This is a genomic window from Alteromonas sp. 4NH20-0056, assembly GCF_057539655.1.
Genome location: NZ_BAAJLS010000006.1, coordinates 23,367 through 45,669, shown reverse-complemented (window position 1 = coordinate 45,669; position 22,303 = coordinate 23,367). Strand labels below are relative to the sequence as shown.

The following is a 22,303-nucleotide window of genomic DNA, read 5'->3' as shown; positions in this document are numbered from 1 at the left end:
TTATACCTTTACGTTTGCCCCTTTTGCGGCCATATAAACCGCAATATATTTCTAATAGAAAACAAACTATATCCGTGACAATAAAACGAGACTAAAAAATGCAACCTCACGACCATTCACCATTAACCGATTTTATTGAGTACCCTGAACATGAGATGCAGACGCGCAGCGCTGCGTTTTTAAAAACAATGCAGCGCAGACACAGTGTTCGCCACTTTAGTGACAAATCGGTAGATAAAACCATTATTCAAAACTGTATATTAACAGCAGGTACCGCACCTAGTGGGGCAAACCATCAACCGTGGCATTTTGCTGCGATAAACTCCAACAGAGTAAAGCAACAAATACGCGAACAAGCTGAAGCACACGAGCGTGGTTTTTATGATGGGCGTGCGGGGCAGCAATGGTTAGATGACTTAAAACCCTTAGGTACAGACGCGGCAAAACCATATTTAGAGACGGCACCGTGGCTTATCGCCGTGTTTAGTCAAAAGTTTGGAGAAACCCAAGAGGGAGAAAAGCAGCAGAATTACTACGTCCATGAGTCGGTAGGCATTGCTGTTGGCATGCTTATTACTGCGTTACACAATGCCGGTCTTGCCACGCTTACACACACGCCTAAGCCCATGAACTTTCTTACTGACGTGTGTGAAAGGCCTGATAACGAACGCGCTTATATGCTTATTATTGCCGGGTACCCAGCAGACAATGCAACGATACCTGCCCACGCCACACAGAAGAAATCACTCGACGATATAGCGAGTTTTTTGTAATCGCGGGTAGTTGAGAGTAGTGCTGGTGCATTTATTTGGTTCTGGCCCCATTTGTTTCTGTGCTACTCTGCGCGCCAACGTTCAATTCAGATAATAAATTCGGTTAAAAGGACAAGTCTTCAGATGGTTCCATGGGTTAAATTGGGTACAGCTAACATTCCAAACAACGGTGGTGAATTAACCTTTTCTCAGCGAGATCAGGAATTTAGTATCAGACTCTCAGGTATTCGTGGCGAACTAATGAATAGCCGCGTGTTTAATTCAGAAAAAGAACTGTCTCAAATGGGATGTGCTCACCTTAAATCGACGCCTAACGCACACGTCTTAGTGGGTGGTTTAGGAATGGGTTATACGCTAAGAGCGGCCCTAGATGAAGTTACGCCAACCTCTCAAGTTACGGTTGCCGAGCTCATTCCTGAAGTTGTGGAGTGGAACAAAGGCCCTTTAGGCAACTGCGCTAAGAACCCTCTTCAAGATCCTAGAACTCATGTTGTGGTTGGTGATGTTAAACACCTTTTAAATACCAGAGAACCCACGTTTGACGCGATATTACTCGACGTGGACAATGGCCCTGAAGGCTTAACACACGCTGACAACAACTGGATTTATTCGCTGGAAGGCCTAGAAGACATCTATGACGTGCTTAAACCCGGTGGGATGCTAGCCATATGGTCCGCAGGGCCCGACTATTTATTTTCCGTTCGGTTAAAAAATGCAGGCTACAAAGTGTCTACACGTATTGCCAGAGCTCGCAAAGGCAAAGGAAGCAAGCACACTATTTTCCTAGCTAAAAAGGCCAATGACTAAGAGTGGTGTTATATGTCACTACTTACCTTTCACGCTCGTTTCAGTGCAATCGCCGGTTATAAAAAATAATAGGCGGCAAAACATAAAAACCAAGGAATTGGGTTGAGCCATGTTCGGCAATCTGGTTTTAGTTACATAAAAAAAGCGGCATTTATTGCCGCTTTTTTTATCTACTGATGCATTACATAATATTGCTTCTGCCTGAAAAAAGAACGTTTACCTAATCTTTGTTCAGCGTATATTCTAACGTAATATTAGTGTTTAATAGCTTAGAAACGGGGCAGTTTGCTTTCGCTTCCTCGGCAATCTTCTTAAATTCGTCATCAGTAACGTCTTTAACTTCTGCAACCAGAGAAAGCGCTGACCGCGTAATGTCGAATCCATCATCACTTTTTTCCAAACTAATTTTTGCTGTGGTATTTAACGCTCCATCGTCAAAGCCTGCATCTGATAATGCGAAAGACAGCGCCATGGTGAAACAGCTTGCGTGCGCTGCACCAATCAGTTCTTCTGGGTTAGTCCCCTTTTCATCTTCAAAGCGTGTATTAAAACCATAGGGGTGGTTAGATAAGGCACCCGTTTCTGTTGAAACACTGCCCTTTCCGCTTTTACCTAGAGGTTTGTAGGTTGCGCTACCTGATTTTACTATTGTCATGTTATCTATCCTTACGTTATGACACATCATTTGCAAACCAAGCGACGTGGCTTGGTTCTAAAGTAAAATTGTTGCAAGTGCTCTGCCAATACCTCAAGTAGCTCGCAGGCAACGCTGTTAAAGGATCCTCAACATTTATCCTTATCAAGTAGTAATAATAGTGATTGGAGAACTGTAAGCGAAATACAGAGTTGGCTGAAAATTTTACTTGTACCGATTAACCTACCGTTTATTACACGAATGATAATCGTCACAACAATAGTGAAATTATTTGAGCGCTAAACCGTTCTTTATCTAATAACCGTATATACAGTGTTACGGGCAACCTGCTCACAGTCTTAACAGTTAAGGTAAATAATGAACTCTACTGTCTCTGCATTACTACTTGGCGCAACTTTGAGTGCAGCCGTATTTTCACCAACAGCAAATGCCGATGAAGCCGTACTTGCGGGCGGGTGTTTTTGGTGCATGGAGTCTGATTTTGAAAAACTGGAAGGGGTTACCGATGTAGTATCGGGCTTTACGGGAGGAAGCGCTCCAAACCCTACCTATAATGGTAATCACAAAGGGCATTACGAAGCCGTTAAAATAACTTATGACGAAACTAAACTTTCTTACCAAGATATACTCGACCATTTCTGGGTAAATATTGACCCCTTCGACGACCGGGGGCAGTTTTGTGACAAAGGGCCGAGTTATTTAAGCGCCATATTTGTTGCCAATGACAAAGAGCGCGCATTGGCCGAACAAACTAAAGCAGCTGTTGTAGCCAAATTTCCTAACCAAGATGTAGTCACGCCTATTCTTGAGGCTTCTACCTTTTACCCCATTAAGGGCAAGGAAGTTTATCATCAAGATTTCTACAAAAAGAGCCCTGTTCGCTACAAGTTCTATCGATGGAACTGCGGACGCGATCAGCGCTTACAAGAAATTTGGGGTGATGACGCGTTAGGCAAAAAGAAGTCTTAACCGATGCGAAACTAACGTTAATAGGTTAGCTTTTCCCTAATCAGTGCTTGTAGGGATTAGCTAACGCGTCACTTAAGTTGGAGCGATAAGAGTAACGATGAATTCATTTTGCTATTATCGTCTACCATCTAATGCAAGACACAAACGAATGCTGCGGAAATAACAAAATTCGAAACATCAAAATATGTAATTTCTACAGCATTTAAGGCATAGCGCTTACCGTTTTGCAGGCCAATTGGCGCTATCAATAAATATCTACCAAGATATCTAATCACTGTCTATCTAGCCATAGTATCTCCGCCCTCTCCTAGCAGCGATAATTATGATTAATAACAAAATACTTACGTTATTACTAAACGCACCTCCTCCTGACTCAGCAGTAGAAGGAACTGGTTGAGTAGCAGGGGTTTGCGTTCTATTTGGATCCAAAGGAAACGCGTCGTTGTCGTCTGCAACACCATCCCCATCATCGTCAGTATCCTCATTGTTTCCTATGCCATCGCCGTCGGTGTCGGTGTCTTCATTTGGATTCAATGGAAAAGCATCTTGATCATCATTAACACCATCGTTGTCATCATCGGTGTCTTCGTTGTTTCCAATGCCATCACCGTCGGTATCCGTATTTTCATTCGGATTTAATGGAAAAGCATCTACGCCATCATTAACACCATCGTTGTCATCATCGGTATCTTCGTTGTTTCCGATGCCATCACCGTCGGTATCCGTATCTTCATTCGGATTCAATGGAAAAGCGTCTTCATCATCATTAACACCATCGTTGTCATCATCGGTATCTTCGTTGTTTCCAATGCCATCACCGTCAGTATCGGTATCTTCATTCGGGTTTAGTGGAAAAGCATCTACCTCATCATTCACACCGTCGTTGTCATCATCGGTATCTTCGTTGTTTCCTATGCCATCACCGTCAGTATCGGTATCTTCAGCTGCGTCATATGGGAAAGCATCAACTTCATCAACAACACCATCATTATCATCATCTGGGTCATCTACATCGATAATACCATCAAAGTCAAAGTCGACATCAAGCAGATAAGATGAGTTGGATTTCAACGTAACAGTGCGTCTTTGTCTGAATGAACGACCTACTTCAAGTCCGATATCATACTCAACCCCCTCTAGATAATTAGGAAGGTCTCCATAATTAAACTCGATAACGCTTTTGTTCTCGTAAAACACAATCTGTAGAAATGGCGATGATTGGTTTTCGTGGTAGTGCGTTGCGCTATATTCTGCTATTAATTGTCGATTACCTTCATCACCCTTCATATGCAAACGAGTGTAAACATTGTCCGACGTATTCTTAGGTGCTGCATATATTCGAAAACTATTAAGTCTCTTATCAACTAGAATATCGGGATCGTAAATCGCGTTTGACGTTTCTGGATGTTCAAATTTAGACGTACTGAGAATATTGCTTGTATTAGAATTATTAATCGATAACTCGAACCGACTTTCGTTTGTCACAATATCTGAGCTAATATCCTGCGTTGTATTTATTCCCAAATAACCAAATGGATACTCGTAAAAAGACTTGCTGATATCAGTATCTAACCCGCCTAGCCTTAAATTTTCCGTATCATCCCACATTACATGCCTTGCATCTGTGGTATCCACCCAAGATGAATCTTCCTGTCGCACGGGGTGGTAGTCATAAAAAACAAAGACGGGTAAATTGTCATCAAACTCGTTTTTAAGTATTGTTTTACCAACATTATTTGGTTGATAGGTGAGTATTCCTAAACCATCCCCAGCAAATCGATCACCAAAGCTACCGTCGTCAACCGAGATAAACGTATTACCTGCTATATCATCAACCAGCGTGTAAGCGTCTCCTGGCTCTTCACAGTTTAGACTTTTTGTTCTGATTCTTAATTCATCATTAACAACCATGAATACTGCTTCATTGGTTGCTGGTAATAACCGTCTCTGTAGTAATTTATTGCGACAATCTAACGCGCCTTCTCCCTCATTCAATAGACTAAGAATTCCAACACCTGAAGTGTTATGCGTGCGCCCCGGACTTAGAACATATTCATCGAATGAACCGCCAGATGTAATAGCGTTGGCGATTTTCCAGGCCGGCCAATCGTTATTGTGTGATTTGATTATACCTGCTAAAGCGGAAAGAATTGCCTGTCCAGCGTTGGGTGGATTGGTGTAGTCATAACCATTTTTCCACACGCCATCTTCAATAGCCCAAACCTTCAACCCATCGATGTAGGTTTCATTCCCGCTAATACTCAGTCGAAATTGAATTTTGGAATCAGGCAAAATTGGCGTATCAAAATTACGTTGTAGGTCTAATTGCGCCGTATACAGATCCCACACCCCCCGTGCACTCAAAAAATCAGAATTAAAATATTGCCATTGCTCTGAATCATCGACTCTGAACTCTATCCTTACTTCCCCTCCCCTTTGATATATTGGGTTACCGTCTTGGTTGTAACCATTCAATGCTTTGTTTCTCTTGAGACTTACATCAATCATCAAAGAAGATGTAGTCACCGTTGATAAATCGATGTGTGGAAAGATAATTTCTGACTGGCCGCCGTCGTTTGAAAAAGCAGGTAAATGCCACGCCAACAATTGCGGATTATCAGGGTGCTCAACAATGTCAATAAATGGAGACTTAATGACGCGTTCATCTTCAGGCGTTACATCAAAAATATATGTTCCGTTTGACTCTATTTTATCAAACGGTGTGGTCGTCATGACATCTCCGACAATGACAGAAGTTGCGGCAACTTTACCGTAATTGCTAGCCAGCTGTAGAGACCGGCTTAACCTAGTTGCCGCCACCATGTTAGGGCTATTCAGTCCAAGTGGATAGGTGGGTATATAATCAAGGTTCGCGTCAGTGTTATCTATGGGTTCAGGTACACCATTGATCCAAAGAAAGTCATTTTCTTCTATTTTTTCAATCAATTGCATAAACAACTTGAGATTTTTTTCCACCTCAAGAAAATAGTGATATGGATGTTCAAAGTATGTGCTTGAAATCGCAAAGATGTTAACCGAGTTTTTCTTCAAGCTAATAGCGTAATTGATACATTCATTTAGAATGGTTATCTGCTGTGCCAACTCCGATTCATTGAAATCTTCGTTTATTTGACAACCAACAATTTTGGTATTTGGTGCAATACCACGTATACCGACTCCGTTATCTACGTTAGCGCCTATTATACCGGCAACATTTGTTCCCCATCCATTTTCATCGGTAAAGTTTCCATTTTTCGTTCCGGTATTTATGCCGTGTATATCGTCGATATAGCCATTACCATCATTATCTATGCCATCACCAGGGACTTCATTTTCATTAATCCAGAAAGCACCCTTCAGGTCTTCGTGATCGGTTTTTATCCCATCTGTGATCAGCATCAGAACATTTTCTTCGCCAAGGCCTAGTAGCGCTTCAGCTCTAAGGACTCCCAGATTAAAATTAGAAATATCTGACGCTACGCTGTTTCCTTCAAACTGCCACTGCCTGTAAAACAAAGGGTCACTTGTCGCGTGAAGCTTTGCTGGAATAAAAGTAGTTAAAACAGAAAGGGAGAGTAAAATAAGGGGGGATAACCGCTGTGCTACTGACAAAACAAAATCCTTTTTATATGCACCAATGTATAAAATTCATATGAAATCAGTACTGAAAATACAATAAAGCGTAAATAATAGCTAGGCTAAAACGGCAAGATTCTACGAAAAGGTTTTTGCTTGAAATTCTTTAGCTTTTCAAGATGTAAGTGAGTGTATTTGGTTTAATTTGCCGTTATTCAGTCTAATGTGGCAGCGTGAATAAACCTTATACCTCGTATTTCATCTATGCCAAGCGGCGAGTCTACATGTGGCGCAATATATTACACCACTTCTACTCCCCCTTCAGAATCATAGGGTTAATACCTTAACCAAGAGCGCAGACGTATAAAATAATTTGATGACGAACAAATTTTGTTAAAATTTAGTGGTACTTAAAGTGAATACAAAATGACATCGTTAAGAGATTAAATCGACTTTGGAGGTTGTTAAAAAATGTGCTTGAGCTTTTTAAGATGGTGCGTCTACCCTGATTCGAACAGGGGACCTCTACCATGTCAAGGTAGCGCTCTAACCAACTGAGCTATAGACGCATAAAGTGTTGTGTGAACAATGAAGAACTTCCTTGCTCGAACGGCACGCATAATACTGTTGCTGCGCGCCGCCTGCAAGCAAAACTTATTTATTACTGTGCTAACTGCTTATTTTCCATCCAAATATGGCTTAACCAGCTACCTGAGCAAACGGCAATGGCTTTACTAAATCAACGAGTCGGCCATTACTAGCGTTTGTCATAAAGTATTCCCCAAGCCTATCGGTTTCTTTTAACACCGTTTGCCAGTAACGAATACGCGCATCAGCCTCTAAGTTTTCAAAGTCTTTCCTGTCGGGGATCTTACCGTAAGGTAGGCTTGCTATAAACGACTTCGACGGAACCAACATCACTACATTGTCGTAGCTTGATTTGTGCGGCACACGTCGTTTAAGTCCTTTATCAAACCAGCCTGGCGTGGGTTTATCATAGAAATGCGGGTATAGCACTAAGCCTTCATCAGGGCCAAAAGACACATCAAAATGATAGTCGATAATCCCGCCGTCTCGGTACATGCCTGTTGGCGCCCCTTCAATTTCTTTCACGCCCTCTATCACAACGGGTATCGAGCCAGACGCTAACAGCGCTTGATGAATATTGCCTTGTGTTAACGAATGATAATGCGTAGGAAGTTGGTACGGATCTTTTAATGCAAAATCAGCATTGGGCGATGAGAACACGTAGCGTGAGTATAAGCGAGACAAGTGTCTTCGGTTTAACGTATTGGCTGCAGCGCTCATCGCAAGGCCCGATAATTGCTGAAATTTGCTTTCAAAGCGTGTGGCCCCTAGGCATTTCGCTACAATAAGATGGGCCTTGAACCTTTCGTTTTCAATCACTTCACGCTTACCGTTGTCGTCTACCATGTACTGTAGAAGGTCTATCGCTTTTTGTGTGATTTCTTGTGCTGCGGGCTTATTACTGCTGTACGTCGTGGTGGAATATGACTCGGCCAATCGGTTTATCGCTGCTAATGGATCATTCTGCACTGCGCATATAGCTCTGAACGCACCGGCGGAAGACCCTATAACGTGGATTTGGTGTTGAACACCGGCAAACCATTCAGGAAACAGTACGCGGTCGAGGCCTGCTAATGAGAACCACTTCGGCCCACCGGAAGCCCCAAGAAAATAACGAAAGAGCGACGGGGAGAAGCCTTCTCTTTTTATAACGTTTAACGCATGCTCTCCAGCGTAAATCTCTAACGGTTGCACTCTATGTTCCTTTGAAAGCGTAGTGCCGCTAAATGTACCAGTAAGACCAACAATTGCAACGATTAAGGGCGTTTACCTGTTAGTCATCAGACCACGCTAAGCTATTCTATTATAGTGCTTTTTTGCGATATTAATGCGTCCATCACTTTTAAAAATGTTGCATACTCATTAACGCTTATATTGCCTTTCAGTTTTGAAAGCGTATCTGCTTGCCACGCCTCCACTATTTCAATTAAGGTTTTGTAAACCGCGCTACCTTCATTGCTTAACGATATATCTACCGCTCTTGCGTCCTTCTTTGACACCGTACGGCTTATTAGTTTTTTTTCACTTAACTGCGTCAATGCGCGCGATACCGTTACTTTATCTAAATGCGTATGTAAGCCAATCGCCTTGGCGGTTAATTCGCCTAGCTCACCTAGTGTCGCCAATACTCGCCATTGAGGTACCGTAATCCCCATATCTTTGTACGCATCAGCCAAAGAGGTGCTTAACATATTTGCTAATCGTGATGATTTGTATGCCAGCATGTCATTGAGTTTCAAATGCCACTTTCCTTATTCACTTGCTAAGTCTGAAGAAGATTTCCTGAGCTACTGCGTTACGCCTTGTGGGTAACGTAGAGATGAAACAGCATGTAAAGTTAACAGGACGAAATGGCACATAAGACCGCGCAACGAATCGGCATTAACAATTGATTTACGTTTCATTCAGGCATAGCCTAGTACAAATAGTTTCAAATGCAACTAATTTAGTGTTGTGGTTAAACGCAGCCTAGTATCTTATTAGGGTCCATATTATGGCTTTTACTTATCTTAGCGGTTTTAACAACGAGCATGAAACGGAAGCACTTACTGGTGCATTGCCCGTGGGGCAATTCAGTCCCCAGCGTGTAAATTACAATTTATACGCTGAGCAGTTTAGTAGTACTGCGTTTACTGCTCCTCGTGCCAGTAATCGCAGAACGTGGATGTATCGAATTCGTCCTTCTGTTGCCATGGGCGACTTCACGCCGTTACTAAACACCGCTATAAAAACGGCGCCACAACATCAAATCCCCTGTCCTCCAAATGTGATGAGATGGGATCCAATTACACAGCCAGAAGGTGATATCGACTTTATTGATGGCCTAGTCACAATGGCCACAAATGGCGATGCCAATACGCAAACAGGTATTGGTATACATTGTTATTGTGCAAATGCACCTATGAAAAACCGCGCCTTTTACTCCTCAGATGGTGAAATGCTGTTTGTTCCTGAACAAGGCGAAATGATTGTCACCACAGAATGCGGAAAGCTCTCACTGTCACCCGGTGAAATTATGGTGATTCCACGAGGGCTTAAATTTTCGGTAGACCCTGTCGATGGCCCTATTCGTGGCTATTTGTGCGAAAACTATGGTCATCCATTTGTCCTACCTGAACGCGGCCCCGTAGGTGCAAACGGTTTTAGTAACCAACGAGATTTCAAATACCCGGTGGCATGGTTTGAAGATAACGATACTCCTCATACTATCGTTAATAAGTTTGCAGGGCACCTTTATGAAGCTTCATTATCACACTCACCGTTTGACGTAGTAGCCTGGGTAGGAAACTCAGCACCGTATAAGTATGATTTGGCGCGATTTAACGTCATTAATACGGTGAGCTTTGATCATCCCGACCCCTCAATTTTTACTGTGCTTACTTCACCGTCTGATTTAGAGGGTACGGCCAACGTTGATTTTGCTATTTTCCCTCCACGCTGGATGGTGGCTGAAAATACATTCCGCCCGCCCTATTACCATCGAAATATAATGAGCGAATTTATGGGGTTAATTGAAGGTACGTACGACGCGAAGGAAAAAGGGTTTGTGCCAGGAGGCATGAGTCTACACAACTGCATGACGCCACATGGCCCCGAAGCTGAAGTGTTCGAAAAAGCCAGCAGTAGCGACCTTACGCCTCAGAAATACGAAAACACCCTAGCGTTTATGTTTGAGTCGCGTTTTCCTATTGCTCCAACCGAGTTTGCACTTAAGCAACATCCGCCGCAGCGCGACTATATAGACTGTTGGAAAGGCATTAAGAAGTATTTCAACGGCCAAAAGTAGTTCGTTCGTAAACGCACTACAAATGAACGCCACGAAGTAATATGAACTGGGTGATGAGTGTAATGTAAAATGAACACTCTCACCCTTTACGCTCAAAAAATTATTCCAACTAAATCAGAAAGCTAGCTACTCCTTAATAGCGTTAACACCTGCATTCACTCAGCTGTAAACAAAGTATTACGCTTAACATTGCCATGCTCATCATAAGGCTTTTACACGCTTTATTGCTCACTGAGAACGCGCGGGCTTACAATCACTGCATAATAAAATATGTGCATCACGCATCAGCGCGATGGCTAACAACAAGTGAGAAATAAATGGCAGACCTATTTGAAAACCCAATCGGTTTAGATGGCTTCGAATTCCTTGAGTTTACAGCGCCAGAAAAAGGCATGTTAGAACCAATTTTTGAAGCAATGGGGTTTACCCTTGTTGCACGTCACAAGTCGAAAGACGTTGAATTATGGCGCCAAGGCGATATTAACCTATTAAGCAACTATGAAAAAAATTGTCATGCTGCTTATTATGCTGAAGAGCACGGCCCCTCAGCATGCGGAATGGCATTCAGAGTTAAAGATTCACAAAAAGCATACACTGAAGTTTTGGCGCGTGGTGCACAGCCCATGGACACGCACACAGGCCCTATGGAGCTTAAACTCCCTGCCATCAAAGGTATTGGTGGTGCCATGCTTTATCTAATCGATAGATATAAAGGTGAGAACACCATTTATGATATCGATTTCAACTGGATAGAAGGTGTTGACCGACACCCTGAAGGATGTGGTTTCCATACTCTAGACCACCTTACTCACAACGTTTATCGTGGACGCATGGATTATTGGGCTGGCTTTTATGAAAGCTTGTTCAACTTCAGAGAAATACGCTATTTCGACATTAAAGGCGAATACACTGGATTGCTATCAAAAGCAATGACAGCACCAGACGGTAAAATCCGTATCCCGCTAAATGAAGAAGCAGTTGGCGGTGGCGGCCAAATTGAAGAATTTTTGATGAAGTACAATGGTGAAGGTATTCAGCACATCGCCTTTTCTTGTGACGATTTACCCGCTTGCTTAGATAAGCTAAAGGCACGCGGCATGAAATTCATGACGCCACCTCCAGACACGTACTATGAAATGCTTGAAACGCGTTTACCTGGGCATGGCGAGCCAGTGGAAGAATTAAAAAACAGAGGCATTTTGCTAGATGGGACAACTGAGAATGGCGAACCGCGTTTGCTGTTACAGATTTTCTCAGAAACGGTTTTCGGCCCAGTGTTCTTTGAATTTATTCAGCGTAAGCAAGACGATGGCTTCGGTGAAGGTAATTTTAAAGCGCTATTTGAATCGATAGAGCGCGATCAAGTAAATCGAGGTGTTATTAACAAATAACACGCGGGCGCGTTCTACGTAAAGATACGAGCGCACCGGTTTGCGCTCGCATCTTACCTTTTCTGATACTTTTACCCTTTCTGATATATTGCGCAATGGTTTTCAGCGCTATCTCGTAGAATACAAAAACGATCACTACCGTGATGTTTAATATCCCCGATTCTCGCTCCACCTAGCGATTCTGCGCTTTCTACTGCTGCGTCTAAATCATTAACGGTAAAATAAGGAAGCCACCCAGAGGGAATACCGCTGTTAACGCCTTTTTTATGACATATACCACCCGCAGGGGTGCCATCAGCTTTCATCATAACGTAATCGTTATATCCACCCATATCAACCGGCGACGCTTCCCAGCCCATTACTTTTTCATAAAAATTAGCGAGCTTTTCTGCATCGTCCACTGTTATGTCGCACCACATACTGTCTGACATTATTCACTCCCCCTCATTTGTTCTCTTGTTAATAACCTACAAAATAGCGCATTATTGCCGGCAATGTGTATAAGACGTGAATTTTCGATAGTCATTCACCTCAAAACCCAGACTAAAGTCAACACATTAAATGATAAAAAAGAGTAAGTATTTTAAATTCGAGTGTAGACACAGCCTGTGGAAAATGCTTGTGAATTAAAAAATGTTATCCACTGAACATTGTTTGTACAGTTGAGATTATCAATTTAAATCAACAACTTAAACAAAACACCCAAACATCTCAACAAACTTATCCACAGATTAAGTGGATAACACGTGACACTTAATCACAGTTAATGGTTTAATGTGAATATCTTAAGTACTGGTGTTTTTTCGTATTTATGCCTAAACAAACCCTTGCTGTTCTTCCTGAAATGTTTTCAATACATAGCCTTGATTGTGACAGCAGTATTCCTGCCGCTGTCTTACAAAGCCCATTATTTTTTCTTGGTAAGACCGAAGAAGAACTGTCCATTGTTGTTCCCTCTTCTGTACATGTCGACTCAATGGACTCTGACGATGATTGGCGAGCGCTCGAGCTTTTAGGCCCTCTTCATTTATCAATGGTTGGCATTATGGCCGACATCGGAGGGGTGCTTGCTGCTGCAAAAGTTTCGATATTTGTACTATCTACGTTTGAAACCGACTTTTTCTTAGTAAAAAACAACAAGCTGAACGATGCTATTAATGCGCTTAAAGCCGGAGGCTATTCGGTGAGAGAGAGCTAACTTTGTTTAATGAAAAACAACTTACTCGCGAACCTGAAGCATTTAAAAAATCGATAGCGGTGTATGCACCAGCCTCTGGACAGTCTACGTCGTTACACACCTTAGATTCTGCCTTGTACTCATCAGGTTTGTTAGGTCCAGGCGCGGCAATTACCTCATCGTCGAATAGAGTGACTGCGCCGTTCGATGGCAAAGTAATCACAGTATCTGCACTTAACTATTCTATTGATATACAATCGAATTATGGTCTTAAATGCCGTGTAAAGTTTGGTTCAGACACTACTGGGCTTTATTCTGAGCAATTCATATCGGCTTTGACAGCGGGTTCAGTGTTTAACAAAAACGATGTGTTATTTTCTGTTAATACTGCGTGGCTCAAACAACAAAATATCGAGAATGTTTGTATAATGACGGTACTGAATGCTCAACGCCTTGTCGGTGTACTGCCATCTAACAAAAAATATATCGATGCAGGTAGTGATACATTGTTTTCAGTATTTATCTAATTAATCTTCGCGCACATTACGTTGCGCATTAATTAACGTATGGATTTTTCATGACTACAACCCTTTACGGTATTCCAAATTGCGACACAATAAAAAAAGCAAAGAAATGGCTTAACGACAACAACGTCGATTTTGTGTTTCACGACTATAAAAAAGAGGGCGTAACGCCCGCGTTTCTTGAGCAAGCGGAAGCGTCATTGGGCTGGGAGTTGATGTTGAATAAGCGGGGCACCACCTTTCGTCAACTTGATGAAAGTGACAAAGCAAACTTAAACAGGGAAAAAGCGTTAGCACTATTAGCACAAAACCCCTCAATGATTAAACGCCCTATTATTCTTCACAATGATATCTTTCATATTGGGTTTAAGCCTACACAGTTTGAGGAAATATTTTGTTAAACGACTCGGTAATTGATATTGCAAAAGCGCTGATTAACCGTCGCTCAGTCACGCCTGAAGATGCTGGGTGCCAAGATGCAATGAAGTCTTTTTTGGGCGAGCTCGGTTTTGATAATGAAACCATGATGTTTGATGACACAACAAATTTATGGTCACGTAAAGGTAAAGCCGGCCCCCTATTTTGTTTTGCTGGGCATACCGATGTAGTGCCCAGTGGCCCCGAAGAAGCATGGAAAACACCGCCTTTTATCGCCACAGAAGTAGGTGAATATCTTCACGGCCGAGGTGCTGCAGATATGAAAGGCAGTTTAGCCGCCATGCTCGTCGCCACAAGAAAGTTTGTTAACGACTACCCCAATCATAAAGGCAGTATTGCTTACCTTATTACCAGCGATGAAGAAGGCCCATTTATAAATGGAACAACGCGGGTTATCGATACTTTGGAAGCCCGCAACGAAAAAATTACGTGGTGTATCGTCGGCGAACCTTCTTCAACCACAACGGTGGGCGACATTGTTAAGAATGGGCGTAGAGGCTCGTTAACTGGCGACCTTGTAGTGAAAGGAATACAAGGCCATGTGGCCTACCCTCACCTTGCTAAGAACCCCATTCATCATGCCGCACCTGCACTCGATGAATTGGCAAACACCCACTGGGATAATGGCAACGACTTTTTCCCACCCACTAGCTTTCAAGTCTCTAATATTAACGGGGGTACCGGCGCTGGAAACGTCATTCCTGGCGAGTTAAAAGTATGCTTTAACTTCCGCTTCTCGACAGAAGTTACCGACCAGCTGTTGATTTCACGGGTTACGGAGATACTCGACAAGCATAAGCTGGACTACCATATTGATTGGACCTTCAACGGCCAACCGTTTTTAACCGACGAGGGTGAATTACTCGTTGGCGTGCAAAAAGCTATTGAAACGGTTCGCGGACACGCTACGACATTGTCTACCGCAGGTGGCACATCTGACGGCCGTTTTATCGCCCCTACGGGCGCGCAAGTTATCGAGCTTGGGCCAGTGAATGCCACTATCCACAAAGTTGATGAGTGCGTTAAAATGAAAGATTTAGAGATCCTTGTCGATATTTATTACCACACACTCGTGAACTTGCTTGCATGAAACCTGAAAAGTGGTTGGGGCAAAACGAAAGCGAATTAGTCTCACTTGATGATAAGCATAAACTTCACCCATCCGTACTTGAGGCGTTTGAACTCATGCAGCATGCTGCTTTTCGCGACGGCATCGACTTACAATTGGTAAGCAGTTACCGTAGTTTCGAACGCCAATGCGCAATATGGAACAATAAGTGGCTAGGCAATACTGAGTTGCGTGATGCAAACAGTTCAGTCATTGACACATCAAAGATAAGCGACACCGATAAACTTCACGCAATCTTGACTTGGTCGGCCCTTCCCGGCGGCAGCCGGCATCACTGGGGTACTGATATTGATGTGTACGACCGTGGCGCGGTAATGCGTTGGGACGGCACCTTCTCGCTTATTGAAGAGGAATACGAAAGCCAAGGTCCTTGTCATGCATTAGCGTTGTGGTTGCAACATCATATGCACGAGTTCGGTTTTTTTAGACCATTTGAAATAAATAAAGGCGGCGTTGCCTGTGAGCCATGGCATTTAAGCCATCGGAATACTGCGCAAGCTTTCGAGGTTAGCCGAGATATCAGCCTTCTTACGAATGCAATAAACGCAGCTAATATAGAAGGTAAAGCTGTAATCATTGACAATATTGAGGCTATTTATCATCGCTACGTGCTTAATGAAGGAGTAACGCAATAATGGACACGACATGGGTGGTTATTATCATTGTGCTTGTTCTTGGTGTGGTCATTGGAAATATCACGCTGCTGAAATACAGTGCAAAATTTAAGTTTCCTGTTCCAGAAAAAAAGGCGCAGGGTAAAGACGGAAAAACTGAAACAGTACAAAAGAAAAGTAACTGGGATGATGAAGACGACTATTAGTGATGTGATGGTTCACAACGCTAATAATCGCCTTCACGTTTGTTCGTTAAACGAGAATTTAGCGTGGCGTGATTTTTACTGCTGTACCGCTAATGCTTACCATTAGCATACTGCCCTTATCCCCAATCACTTGGTAATCAAGGTCAATACCCACAACCGCATTTGCCCCCATTGCTCGAGCCTCATGTTCAATTTCTGAAAATGCCAACTTTCTTGCGCGGGTAAGTTCTTCTTCATATGAACCAGAGCGGCCTCCTACAATATCGCGGATTGACGCAAACAAATCCTTAAAAATATTAGCACCCATCACGGCTTCACCCACCACAATGCCATAGTATGCTTCGATATTGTGGCCTTCTAATGTAGGCGTTGTAGATATAATCATCATATATTCCTTTTTATGCTTTTAGTGTTTATTACTTGTTCAGGCTGGATTAATTGCTTCGCGAATAGCGTCAACCAACTCACTCACCGTATTTTTTTCATAAGGCACAGCCGCTTGGTTTCCCCAGACAGGCTTTGGCCATGCGACATCGGTATCAAAGCGCCCAACATGATGGATGTGCAGTTGACTAACAACGTTTCCAAGTGCAGCGACATTCAACTTTTGTGGTGAAAACAGCCTGTTTATCACATGAGAAATCATTGCCGACTCTTTTAAAAATTGATGTTGTTGATCATCAGACAAGTCGATAATTTCCCTCGCGCCATCCACTCGCGGCACTAGAATAAGCCATGGAAATTGGCTGTCATTCATTAACAATACACGGCTTAGCGGTAAATCACACAAGAAAAATGTATCAGAATCTAACCGTTTATCTAATTCAAACATCAGAGTCGTCCAGTGTTGTCGGCACTACGGTAAGTAGTGCGCGCTGCCCAATTTCAACGTTCGCGTTTGGAAACACAATCGCTTCACCGTCTTGTTGCGCTATGTACTGTGCTCCGGACTCTGAGGCTAAACAAGTGCCCTTGGCATAATCCATAAAGTTAGGCGTATCGTCGTCAAAATGAAGTGCGAAATCTTCTTGGTGTTTATTTATCACTTGGTTTACGCGATAGATATCTAATTTGTCTAACGACACCTCTGGTGCATAATCGCTCTGGGAAACCAATGCGATAAGCGCCTGTCTCGCTTGCTCAAATCTCGACATGTCATTCTGTCCAAATGGCCTTACCTTACCGAGTTCTACCGTGAAAGCATGAGCGCCATGTTGAAAAGAAGAATAATAACTAAAAGTGGTAGTTGCGCTTTCTGATAGCAAAATAGTGCTAACGCCGCAGGCGTGCAAGAATGCTAATTGCGCGCGGCTGTGTTTACGCTCATGAAGATAAGGATAAACCGCAAATTTTTCATTTTTTGATGCGCGAATGGCGGTATGCAAATCGTAGTGATATTTCGTATCAGTGCTTGAGGCTGCGCTGTAAAAGTGGCTTACCGCGTCTTCTAACGCTTTTGCGCGCTTTCTTTCGTCATTCACACAGCCCTCACCCGCAGAATGTGCGCCACTAAACAAACGGTTCATGTTTTCTTCAACGAAACGTTCACCAATATCCATCGCAGGTAAATTACCAAATAAGAACAATACAGGGTGAGAAAGCACTAATTTTCCTGTCAGTATCTGCTGCACCATATCGTCGCAAATTTCGATAGGTGCCGTTTCATTTCCATGTACACCGCATGAAAGCACAATAAACTTTTTATGCTCTGTAGGAGTTTGAGGGTGAAACGATATAATGCCGGGCGCAGTAACACTAACGTGTGTGCCGTTATCGAGTGAAAATGAAAGAGGAGAAGAAAAAAGAGAAGGTTGCGTGCGCGACAACGACAGAAAATTGCCTTGTTCAATAAGCTGTAACATGTGGTATCCATTCAAAGTACGAATTGCCGTTAGTGTAACGGCTGCACACTGCTATTTCATCTTTTAAACGGAGTTTTTCAGCTACGCGCGTAGTGGAGAATTGCCAATAATAATTTCTTGCTGCGCCATAAATATAAACTGGTGCATTGGAATTGCTTTTGAAAAAAGGTATCCCTGCCCCTGCGTAATGCCAACTTCTCGTAGCATGTGCAGTTGCGCCATGGTTTCAATGCCCTCAGCAATAACATCACAGTTTTTTGCTTTACCAATGATTTGCGTAGCTTCAATGATCGCACGATTTACCGGGTCATCAGTTAGCTCCATTACAAACGACTTATCAATTTTGATTGCGTCAATATCAAGCTCACGAATGTAGGCCAAGTTTGAATACCCCTTGCCGAAATCATCTACCGATATCTCAACACCCAGGAAGCGTAGCTCATTAAGCTGCTTTTTCACCATTAACGAATTTGATAATGCGACATCTTCGGTCAGCTCTAATTCAATTCGATTGAGGGGAACTTCATAATGTTCGCTGAGCTTTTTCAGCGTTGACACTAGTTGATTGTCATAAAGCTGTGTGGGGCTCAAATTTACCGAAAGAGAGAGGTCAAGGCCATGGGCAGTAAACTCTACAAGGCTTATAAAGGCTTGCTCTAACGTCCAGTACCCAAGCTCGTTCATCATGTTATATGACTCCGCAGCTTCAATAAGCGGACCTGGAAACAAAATACCATCTACGGGATGATTCCACCGCATCAAACATTCAGCACCAATAACTTCTAATGTTTTAAGGTTTACCTTAGGTTGGAAATAGAGTTCTAGCTCTTTGCGAGACAAGGCCCGCTTTAAGTCGGCTTTAAGCGCGAGGCTTCGACCTGTGTTGGTTTTATCCTGCATGTCTAAAATAAATATGTTGTCATACTTATTTTCTTTGGCTTGCTTTAACGCTGCCTCGCCTCTTGAAACAAATGCAGTAATGTCACCATTAATTTGACGAGCAGATACCACCCCAACGTTAAAATCTGCAATAAACGCATGCCCATCGTGATGCATTGGCGTTTTAAAATGTTCTACTAAACGTTCAAACATTTCACGCATATGCTTTTCGGCATTTACATTTGCAAAAATAAGCCCAAACACGTCACCACTAATTCTGCCAATTTCCACTGAATCTTTAAAAATCGCGTCAATACGATTCACAATTTCTAGCAAGAAACGGTCGCCAACCGTAATGCCTAAACTGGTGGTAACGTCAGAGAAGCGAACCACATCCACTAACATTAACGACAAGCTCTCGTGACGGGCAGCACTTTTCGACACCATATCAATAAAGGCATAGCGATTCGGAATGGTTGCCAACGATTTGTGAGCTTGAGTCATGATGTTTTCCTGAGGCACTTGAATGCCGAGGTACTAAAAACAGCGAATATGTATAACAACATGGGCACCTGACAAGAACAACGACTTTAACGTATATAAATTAATACTTTTACATTAGTTTTTACACGTTACGTAAACATGACAATCACTGTGTTTCTCGTCAAAATGATCACCCTTAAAATAATAAAGCCCGACTAGTGTAAACACTGCCGGGCTTTATGGAAAGACTACCTTCGTTTAACTCTCAATTTTACACGGTGTAAGTTTCCAAATACGCTCTACATAATCTTTAATTGAACGATCTGACGTAAATTTACCCATCTTAGCCGTGTTAATAATGGCCATTTTAGCCCAACGAGCCGTATCGCGGTAAGCTTCGTCAACGCTAATTTGTGCATCTGAGTAACTGCGGAAATCAGCAAGTACCATGTACGGGTCACCGTGATCTAACAAGCTTTGCTTGATAGACACTAACGCGCCCGGTTTGCCTGGCGTAAAGTAATCACTTTCTAACCAGTCTAGTACCGCTTTTATCTCGGGGTCTTTGTAGTAATAATCGTAAGGGTTATAACCTTTTTCTTTAAGTGCATACACTTCTTCAACGGTAAGACCAAAGATAAAGATGTTATCGTCACCGACTTCTTCTGCTATTTCAACATTCGCACCATCAAGCGTACCTACGGTTACCGCACCGTTTAAGGCCAACTTCATGTTGCCTGTACCCGATGCTTCTTTACCTGCTGTACTAATTTGTTCTGATACATCAGATGCTGGGATCATTTTTTCAGCTAGCGATACGCGGTAATTAGGTAGAAACGCAATCTTAATCTTGTTATTTACGCGCGGGTCGTTGTTGATTTTATCTGCAACTTTATTAATAGCGTAAATGATATCTTTTGCGAGTTTGTACCCTGGTGCCGCTTTTGCGCCAAAAATGAAAACGCGTGGATGCATATCGTAATTAGGGTTCTCTAATAAACGACGATACAGCGCCATGATGTGCAGCAGGTTTAAATGCTGACGTTTGTACTCGTGCAAACGCTTAATCTGTACATCAAATATAGCGTTAACATCTACTTCCAAGTCAATCGACTGACGAATTTCCTCAGCAAGGCGCTTCTTGTTTTCAAGCTTTACTTGCATGAACTGTTTCTGGAATGTTTTCTGCTCTGCAAACTTTTCAAGCCCTTCAAGCTTGTAGAGATCTCTCGGCCATTCTGTACCAATCTTTTTATCGATAAGTTTAGACAACTCTGGATTACACGCCTTCAGCCAGCGGCGCGGCGTAATACCATTTGTGACATTGGTTAACTTTGTTGGCCATAGTTCATTAAACTCTGGGAATAAGTTCGACTTAACCAAACGTGAGTGCATTTCAGCAACACCGTTAACTGCAAATGAACTGATAACAGAAAGATGACCCATGCGAACCATCTTCTCGTCGCCCTCTTCTATGATAGATAGCTTGGCTTTAATTTCATTATCACCAGGCCATTTCTTATCAACAACAGACATAAACCTATGGTTGATTTCATAAATAATTTCTAAATGGCGCGGTAAGATTTTTTCAATCATACGGGCTGGCCACTTTTCTAAGGCTTCTGGCAGTAATGTATGATTGGTATACGCAAATACATTACTACAAATTTCCCAAGCGCTATCCCAATCAAGCTCCGCGCGGTCTACAAGAATACGCATAAGCTCTGGTATTGCGATAGCGGGGTGCGTGTCGTTAAGCTGTATAACACACTGATCGGCAAACCTGCTCCAATCATCACCATGCGCACGCTTGTAACGTCTGATAATGTCTTTAAGCGAGCAAGAGCAGAAGAAATACTGTTGAATCAAGCGAAGTTCTTTACCAGCTTCGGTTTCATCATTGGGGTAAAGTACTTTTGAGATAGTCTCAGCCTGCACGTTTTCGCGCTGCGCATCAACATAACCACCGGCATTGAACACGTCCCAGTTAAAGTAATCTGAGGCTTCAGACTGCCACAGGCGCAATACGTTAACAGTTTTACCTTCATAACCAACAATAGGGATATCCCAGGGTACACCTTTGACAATTGAGCCAGGGTGCCATTCTTTCTGAATACGCCCGTTTTCGCCGTACTTGGTTTCTACATAACCGAACAACGATACTTCTTGAATAGATTCTGGGCGACAAATTTCCCACGGATTTCCGTAGTCTCTCCAGCTATCAGGGCGTTCAATCTGTGCACCACTCTTAATTTCTTGGGTAAACAAGCCATGCTCATAATGAATACCATAGCCGATAGCTGGTAATTCCATGGTAGCTAGCGAGTCAATAAAACAAGCAGCTAGGCGCCCTAGACCACCATTGCCAAGTGCCATGTCTGGCTCTTCTTCCATAATGTCTGAAATTTCAACACCGAGCTCTTTCAACGCGCCGCTGGCAACGTCAAATAGACCTAGGTTTTGTAGATTATTAGACAATAATCGGCCCATTAAAAATTCGGCTGAAAAATAATGTACTGCGCGAGTGTCATTAAAATAATGGGATTTCTGCGTTTTACGCAGGCCTTCTAGTACTTGTTCTTGAATAGCGGCACAAGTCGCTTTCCACCAAGCATGACTATTTGCTTTATTTTCGTCAGTACCCAATGTGCAGTGAAGGTGCTTAACAACCGCAGCTTTAAAGTCTGCTTTGTCGATTGACGGAGAGGGTTGCTTTTTTGTCGCTTTTGCGTTCATTTTGCGTCTCACTCTGGTTGATGTGTCGATTACACATACCTGAAAATGTAATTCAATTACAGAAATAACCAACAATATGAGAGCAATATAGCAGCAGTCGCTGCGAAATGTTGTAAAAAAACTGTTAAAAGCACAAAAAAAAGAGTGAAAACGTATGCAATCACTCTTAATTTAACATTTTATTTACAAATTCAGCTTTACTTTAGCTAG

The 22,303-nt window shown here is 42.6% G+C and carries 21 protein-coding genes and 1 tRNA gene; 11 read left to right on the top strand and 11 right to left on the bottom strand.

All coding sequences use genetic code 11. The annotated features are described in order from the left end of the window. The first annotated feature begins 98 nt into the window (after positions 1-98). Together AC27EZ_RS12245 and AC27EZ_RS12240 are read left to right on the top strand one after the other, a co-directional pair. The gene (locus AC27EZ_RS12245; RefSeq protein ID WP_487135584.1) at positions 99-773 is read left to right on the top strand and encodes a nitroreductase family protein; all 675 of its coding nucleotides are present in this window, start codon (positions 99-101) and stop codon (positions 771-773) included. A gap of 123 nt (positions 774-896) precedes the next feature. Beyond that, positions 897-1,580, top strand: a complete 684-nt coding sequence (locus tag AC27EZ_RS12240) for a spermidine synthase (RefSeq protein WP_487135583.1) — start codon at positions 897-899, stop codon at positions 1,578-1,580. 220 nt (positions 1,581-1,800) lie between these two features. Here the strand turns inward: AC27EZ_RS12240 and AC27EZ_RS12235 are convergent, their stop codons facing one another. Beyond that, the gene (locus tag AC27EZ_RS12235; RefSeq protein ID WP_487135582.1) at positions 1,801-2,235 is read right to left on the bottom strand and encodes an OsmC family protein; all 435 of its coding nucleotides are present in this window, start codon (positions 2,233-2,235) and stop codon (positions 1,801-1,803) included. Positions 2,236-2,592: 357 nt separating this feature from the next. On the opposite strand from AC27EZ_RS12235, the gene msrA reads away from it, so the two are divergent. Further along, positions 2,593-3,204 (top strand): peptide-methionine (S)-S-oxide reductase MsrA, encoded by a 612-nt coding sequence (gene msrA / locus AC27EZ_RS12230; protein ID WP_487135581.1) that lies wholly within the window; start codon positions 2,593-2,595, stop codon positions 3,202-3,204. Positions 3,205-3,486: 282 nt separating this feature from the next. Here the strand turns inward: msrA and AC27EZ_RS12225 are convergent, their stop codons facing one another. The 4 genes from AC27EZ_RS12225 to AC27EZ_RS12210 form a co-directional block, all read right to left on the bottom strand. After that, complete coding sequence (locus tag AC27EZ_RS12225) at positions 3,487-6,816, bottom strand: S8 family serine peptidase (RefSeq protein ID WP_487135580.1); 3,330 nt, start codon at positions 6,814-6,816, stop codon at positions 3,487-3,489. Positions 6,817-7,272: 456 nt separating this feature from the next. Continuing rightward, a tRNA-Val gene (locus AC27EZ_RS12220) sits at positions 7,273-7,349 on the bottom strand. Between the two features lie 130 nt (positions 7,350-7,479). After that, on the bottom strand, positions 7,480-8,562 hold the full coding sequence (locus AC27EZ_RS12215) for a patatin-like phospholipase family protein (RefSeq protein WP_487135579.1): 1,083 nt from the start codon (positions 8,560-8,562) through the stop codon (positions 7,480-7,482). Between the two features lie 101 nt (positions 8,563-8,663). Beyond that, positions 8,664-9,107 carry a MarR family winged helix-turn-helix transcriptional regulator gene (locus AC27EZ_RS12210; protein WP_487135578.1) on the bottom strand — a complete coding sequence of 148 codons (444 nt, stop codon included), beginning with the start codon at positions 9,105-9,107 and terminating at the stop codon, positions 8,664-8,666. A 254-nt stretch (positions 9,108-9,361) separates the two neighbouring features. Between AC27EZ_RS12210 and hmgA the strand changes: the two genes are divergently transcribed. After that, positions 9,362-10,654, top strand: coding sequence for a homogentisate 1,2-dioxygenase (gene hmgA, locus AC27EZ_RS12205; RefSeq protein ID WP_487135577.1), 1,293 nt, complete (start codon positions 9,362-9,364; stop codon positions 10,652-10,654). Positions 10,655-10,971: 317 nt separating this feature from the next. Continuing rightward, entirely contained in the window at positions 10,972-12,045 is a 1,074-nt protein-coding gene (gene hppD, locus AC27EZ_RS12200) for a 4-hydroxyphenylpyruvate dioxygenase (protein ID WP_487135576.1), read from the top strand. 71 nt (positions 12,046-12,116) lie between these two features. Here hppD and AC27EZ_RS12195 read toward each other — a convergent pair whose 3' ends face one another. Further along, a complete protein-coding gene (locus tag AC27EZ_RS12195) occupies positions 12,117-12,476 on the bottom strand; it encodes a VOC family protein (RefSeq protein ID WP_487135575.1) in 360 nt (119 codons plus the stop codon). 380 nt (positions 12,477-12,856) lie between these two features. On the opposite strand from AC27EZ_RS12195, the gene AC27EZ_RS12190 reads away from it, so the two are divergent. From AC27EZ_RS12190 to AC27EZ_RS12165, 6 genes are read left to right on the top strand one after another with little or no spacing between them, the layout of a single operon-like run. Further along, entirely contained in the window at positions 12,857-13,243 is a 387-nt protein-coding gene (locus AC27EZ_RS12190) for an ACT domain-containing protein (RefSeq protein WP_487135574.1), read from the top strand. A 2-nt stretch (positions 13,244-13,245) separates the two neighbouring features. After that, positions 13,246-13,749, top strand: a complete 504-nt coding sequence (locus AC27EZ_RS12185) for a PTS sugar transporter subunit IIA (RefSeq protein ID WP_487135573.1) — start codon at positions 13,246-13,248, stop codon at positions 13,747-13,749. Between the two features lie 50 nt (positions 13,750-13,799). Then, positions 13,800-14,147 carry an arsenate reductase gene (locus AC27EZ_RS12180; protein ID WP_487135572.1) on the top strand — a complete coding sequence of 116 codons (348 nt, stop codon included), beginning with the start codon at positions 13,800-13,802 and terminating at the stop codon, positions 14,145-14,147. After that, positions 14,141-15,274, top strand: a complete 1,134-nt coding sequence (gene dapE, locus AC27EZ_RS12175) for a succinyl-diaminopimelate desuccinylase (protein WP_487135571.1) — start codon at positions 14,141-14,143, stop codon at positions 15,272-15,274. The genes AC27EZ_RS12180 and dapE overlap by 7 nt, the downstream gene beginning before the upstream one ends. Then, the gene (locus AC27EZ_RS12170; protein ID WP_487135570.1) at positions 15,271-15,948 is read left to right on the top strand and encodes a M15 family metallopeptidase; all 678 of its coding nucleotides are present in this window, start codon (positions 15,271-15,273) and stop codon (positions 15,946-15,948) included. Before dapE ends, AC27EZ_RS12170 begins: the two co-directional genes overlap by 4 nt. After that, positions 15,948-16,133, top strand: coding sequence for a DUF2897 family protein (locus AC27EZ_RS12165; protein ID WP_487135569.1), 186 nt, complete (start codon positions 15,948-15,950; stop codon positions 16,131-16,133). The genes AC27EZ_RS12170 and AC27EZ_RS12165 overlap by 1 nt, the downstream gene beginning before the upstream one ends. Positions 16,134-16,191: 58 nt before the next feature. Here the strand turns inward: AC27EZ_RS12165 and AC27EZ_RS12160 are convergent, their stop codons facing one another. The 5 genes from AC27EZ_RS12160 to AC27EZ_RS12140 form a co-directional block, all read right to left on the bottom strand. Beyond that, entirely contained in the window at positions 16,192-16,518 is a 327-nt protein-coding gene (locus AC27EZ_RS12160; protein ID WP_487135731.1) for a heavy metal-binding domain-containing protein, read from the bottom strand. 39 nt (positions 16,519-16,557) lie between these two features. Next, positions 16,558-16,965 (bottom strand): HIT domain-containing protein, encoded by a 408-nt coding sequence (locus tag AC27EZ_RS12155; protein WP_487135568.1) that lies wholly within the window; start codon positions 16,963-16,965, stop codon positions 16,558-16,560. Continuing rightward, positions 16,958-17,995 (bottom strand): succinylglutamate desuccinylase, encoded by a 1,038-nt coding sequence (gene astE / locus AC27EZ_RS12150; RefSeq protein ID WP_487135567.1) that lies wholly within the window; start codon positions 17,993-17,995, stop codon positions 16,958-16,960. Before astE ends, AC27EZ_RS12155 begins: the two co-directional genes overlap by 8 nt. An 81-nt stretch (positions 17,996-18,076) precedes the next feature. Continuing rightward, positions 18,077-19,378 carry a putative bifunctional diguanylate cyclase/phosphodiesterase gene (locus AC27EZ_RS12145; protein WP_487135566.1) on the bottom strand — a complete coding sequence of 434 codons (1,302 nt, stop codon included), beginning with the start codon at positions 19,376-19,378 and terminating at the stop codon, positions 18,077-18,079. Positions 19,379-19,615: 237 nt separating this feature from the next. Further along, on the bottom strand, positions 19,616-22,093 hold the full coding sequence (locus tag AC27EZ_RS12140; protein ID WP_487135565.1) for a glycogen/starch/alpha-glucan phosphorylase: 2,478 nt from the start codon (positions 22,091-22,093) through the stop codon (positions 19,616-19,618). Between the last annotated feature and the right edge of the window lie 210 nt (positions 22,094-22,303).

Bases quoted from the DNA above. Each gene is read 5' to 3' on its own strand.
- AC27EZ_RS12245 (WP_487135584.1), top strand. From the start codon at position 99: ATGCAACCTCACGACCATTCACCATTAACCGATTTTATTGAGTACCCT.
- AC27EZ_RS12240 (WP_487135583.1), top strand. From the start codon at position 897: ATGGTTCCATGGGTTAAATTGGGTACAGCTAACATTCCAAACAACGGT.
- AC27EZ_RS12235 (WP_487135582.1), bottom strand. From the start codon at position 2,235: ATGACAATAGTAAAATCAGGTAGCGCAACCTACAAACCTCTAGGTAAA.
- msrA (WP_487135581.1), top strand. From the start codon at position 2,593: ATGAACTCTACTGTCTCTGCATTACTACTTGGCGCAACTTTGAGTGCA.
- hmgA (WP_487135577.1), top strand. From the start codon at position 9,362: ATGGCTTTTACTTATCTTAGCGGTTTTAACAACGAGCATGAAACGGAA.
- hppD (WP_487135576.1), top strand. From the start codon at position 10,972: ATGGCAGACCTATTTGAAAACCCAATCGGTTTAGATGGCTTCGAATTC.
- AC27EZ_RS12195 (WP_487135575.1), bottom strand. From the start codon at position 12,476: ATGTCAGACAGTATGTGGTGCGACATAACAGTGGACGATGCAGAAAAG.
- AC27EZ_RS12190 (WP_487135574.1), top strand. From the start codon at position 12,857: ATGCCTAAACAAACCCTTGCTGTTCTTCCTGAAATGTTTTCAATACAT.
- AC27EZ_RS12180 (WP_487135572.1), top strand. From the start codon at position 13,800: ATGACTACAACCCTTTACGGTATTCCAAATTGCGACACAATAAAAAAA.
- AC27EZ_RS12170 (WP_487135570.1), top strand. From the start codon at position 15,271: ATGAAACCTGAAAAGTGGTTGGGGCAAAACGAAAGCGAATTAGTCTCA.
- AC27EZ_RS12165 (WP_487135569.1), top strand. From the start codon at position 15,948: ATGGACACGACATGGGTGGTTATTATCATTGTGCTTGTTCTTGGTGTG.
- AC27EZ_RS12160 (WP_487135731.1), bottom strand. From the start codon at position 16,518: ATGATTATATCTACAACGCCTACATTAGAAGGCCACAATATCGAAGCA.
- AC27EZ_RS12155 (WP_487135568.1), bottom strand. From the start codon at position 16,965: ATGTTTGAATTAGATAAACGGTTAGATTCTGATACATTTTTCTTGTGT.
- astE (WP_487135567.1), bottom strand. From the start codon at position 17,995: ATGTTACAGCTTATTGAACAAGGCAATTTTCTGTCGTTGTCGCGCACG.
- AC27EZ_RS12145 (WP_487135566.1), bottom strand. From the start codon at position 19,378: ATGACTCAAGCTCACAAATCGTTGGCAACCATTCCGAATCGCTATGCC.
- AC27EZ_RS12140 (WP_487135565.1), bottom strand. From the start codon at position 22,093: ATGAACGCAAAAGCGACAAAAAAGCAACCCTCTCCGTCAATCGACAAA.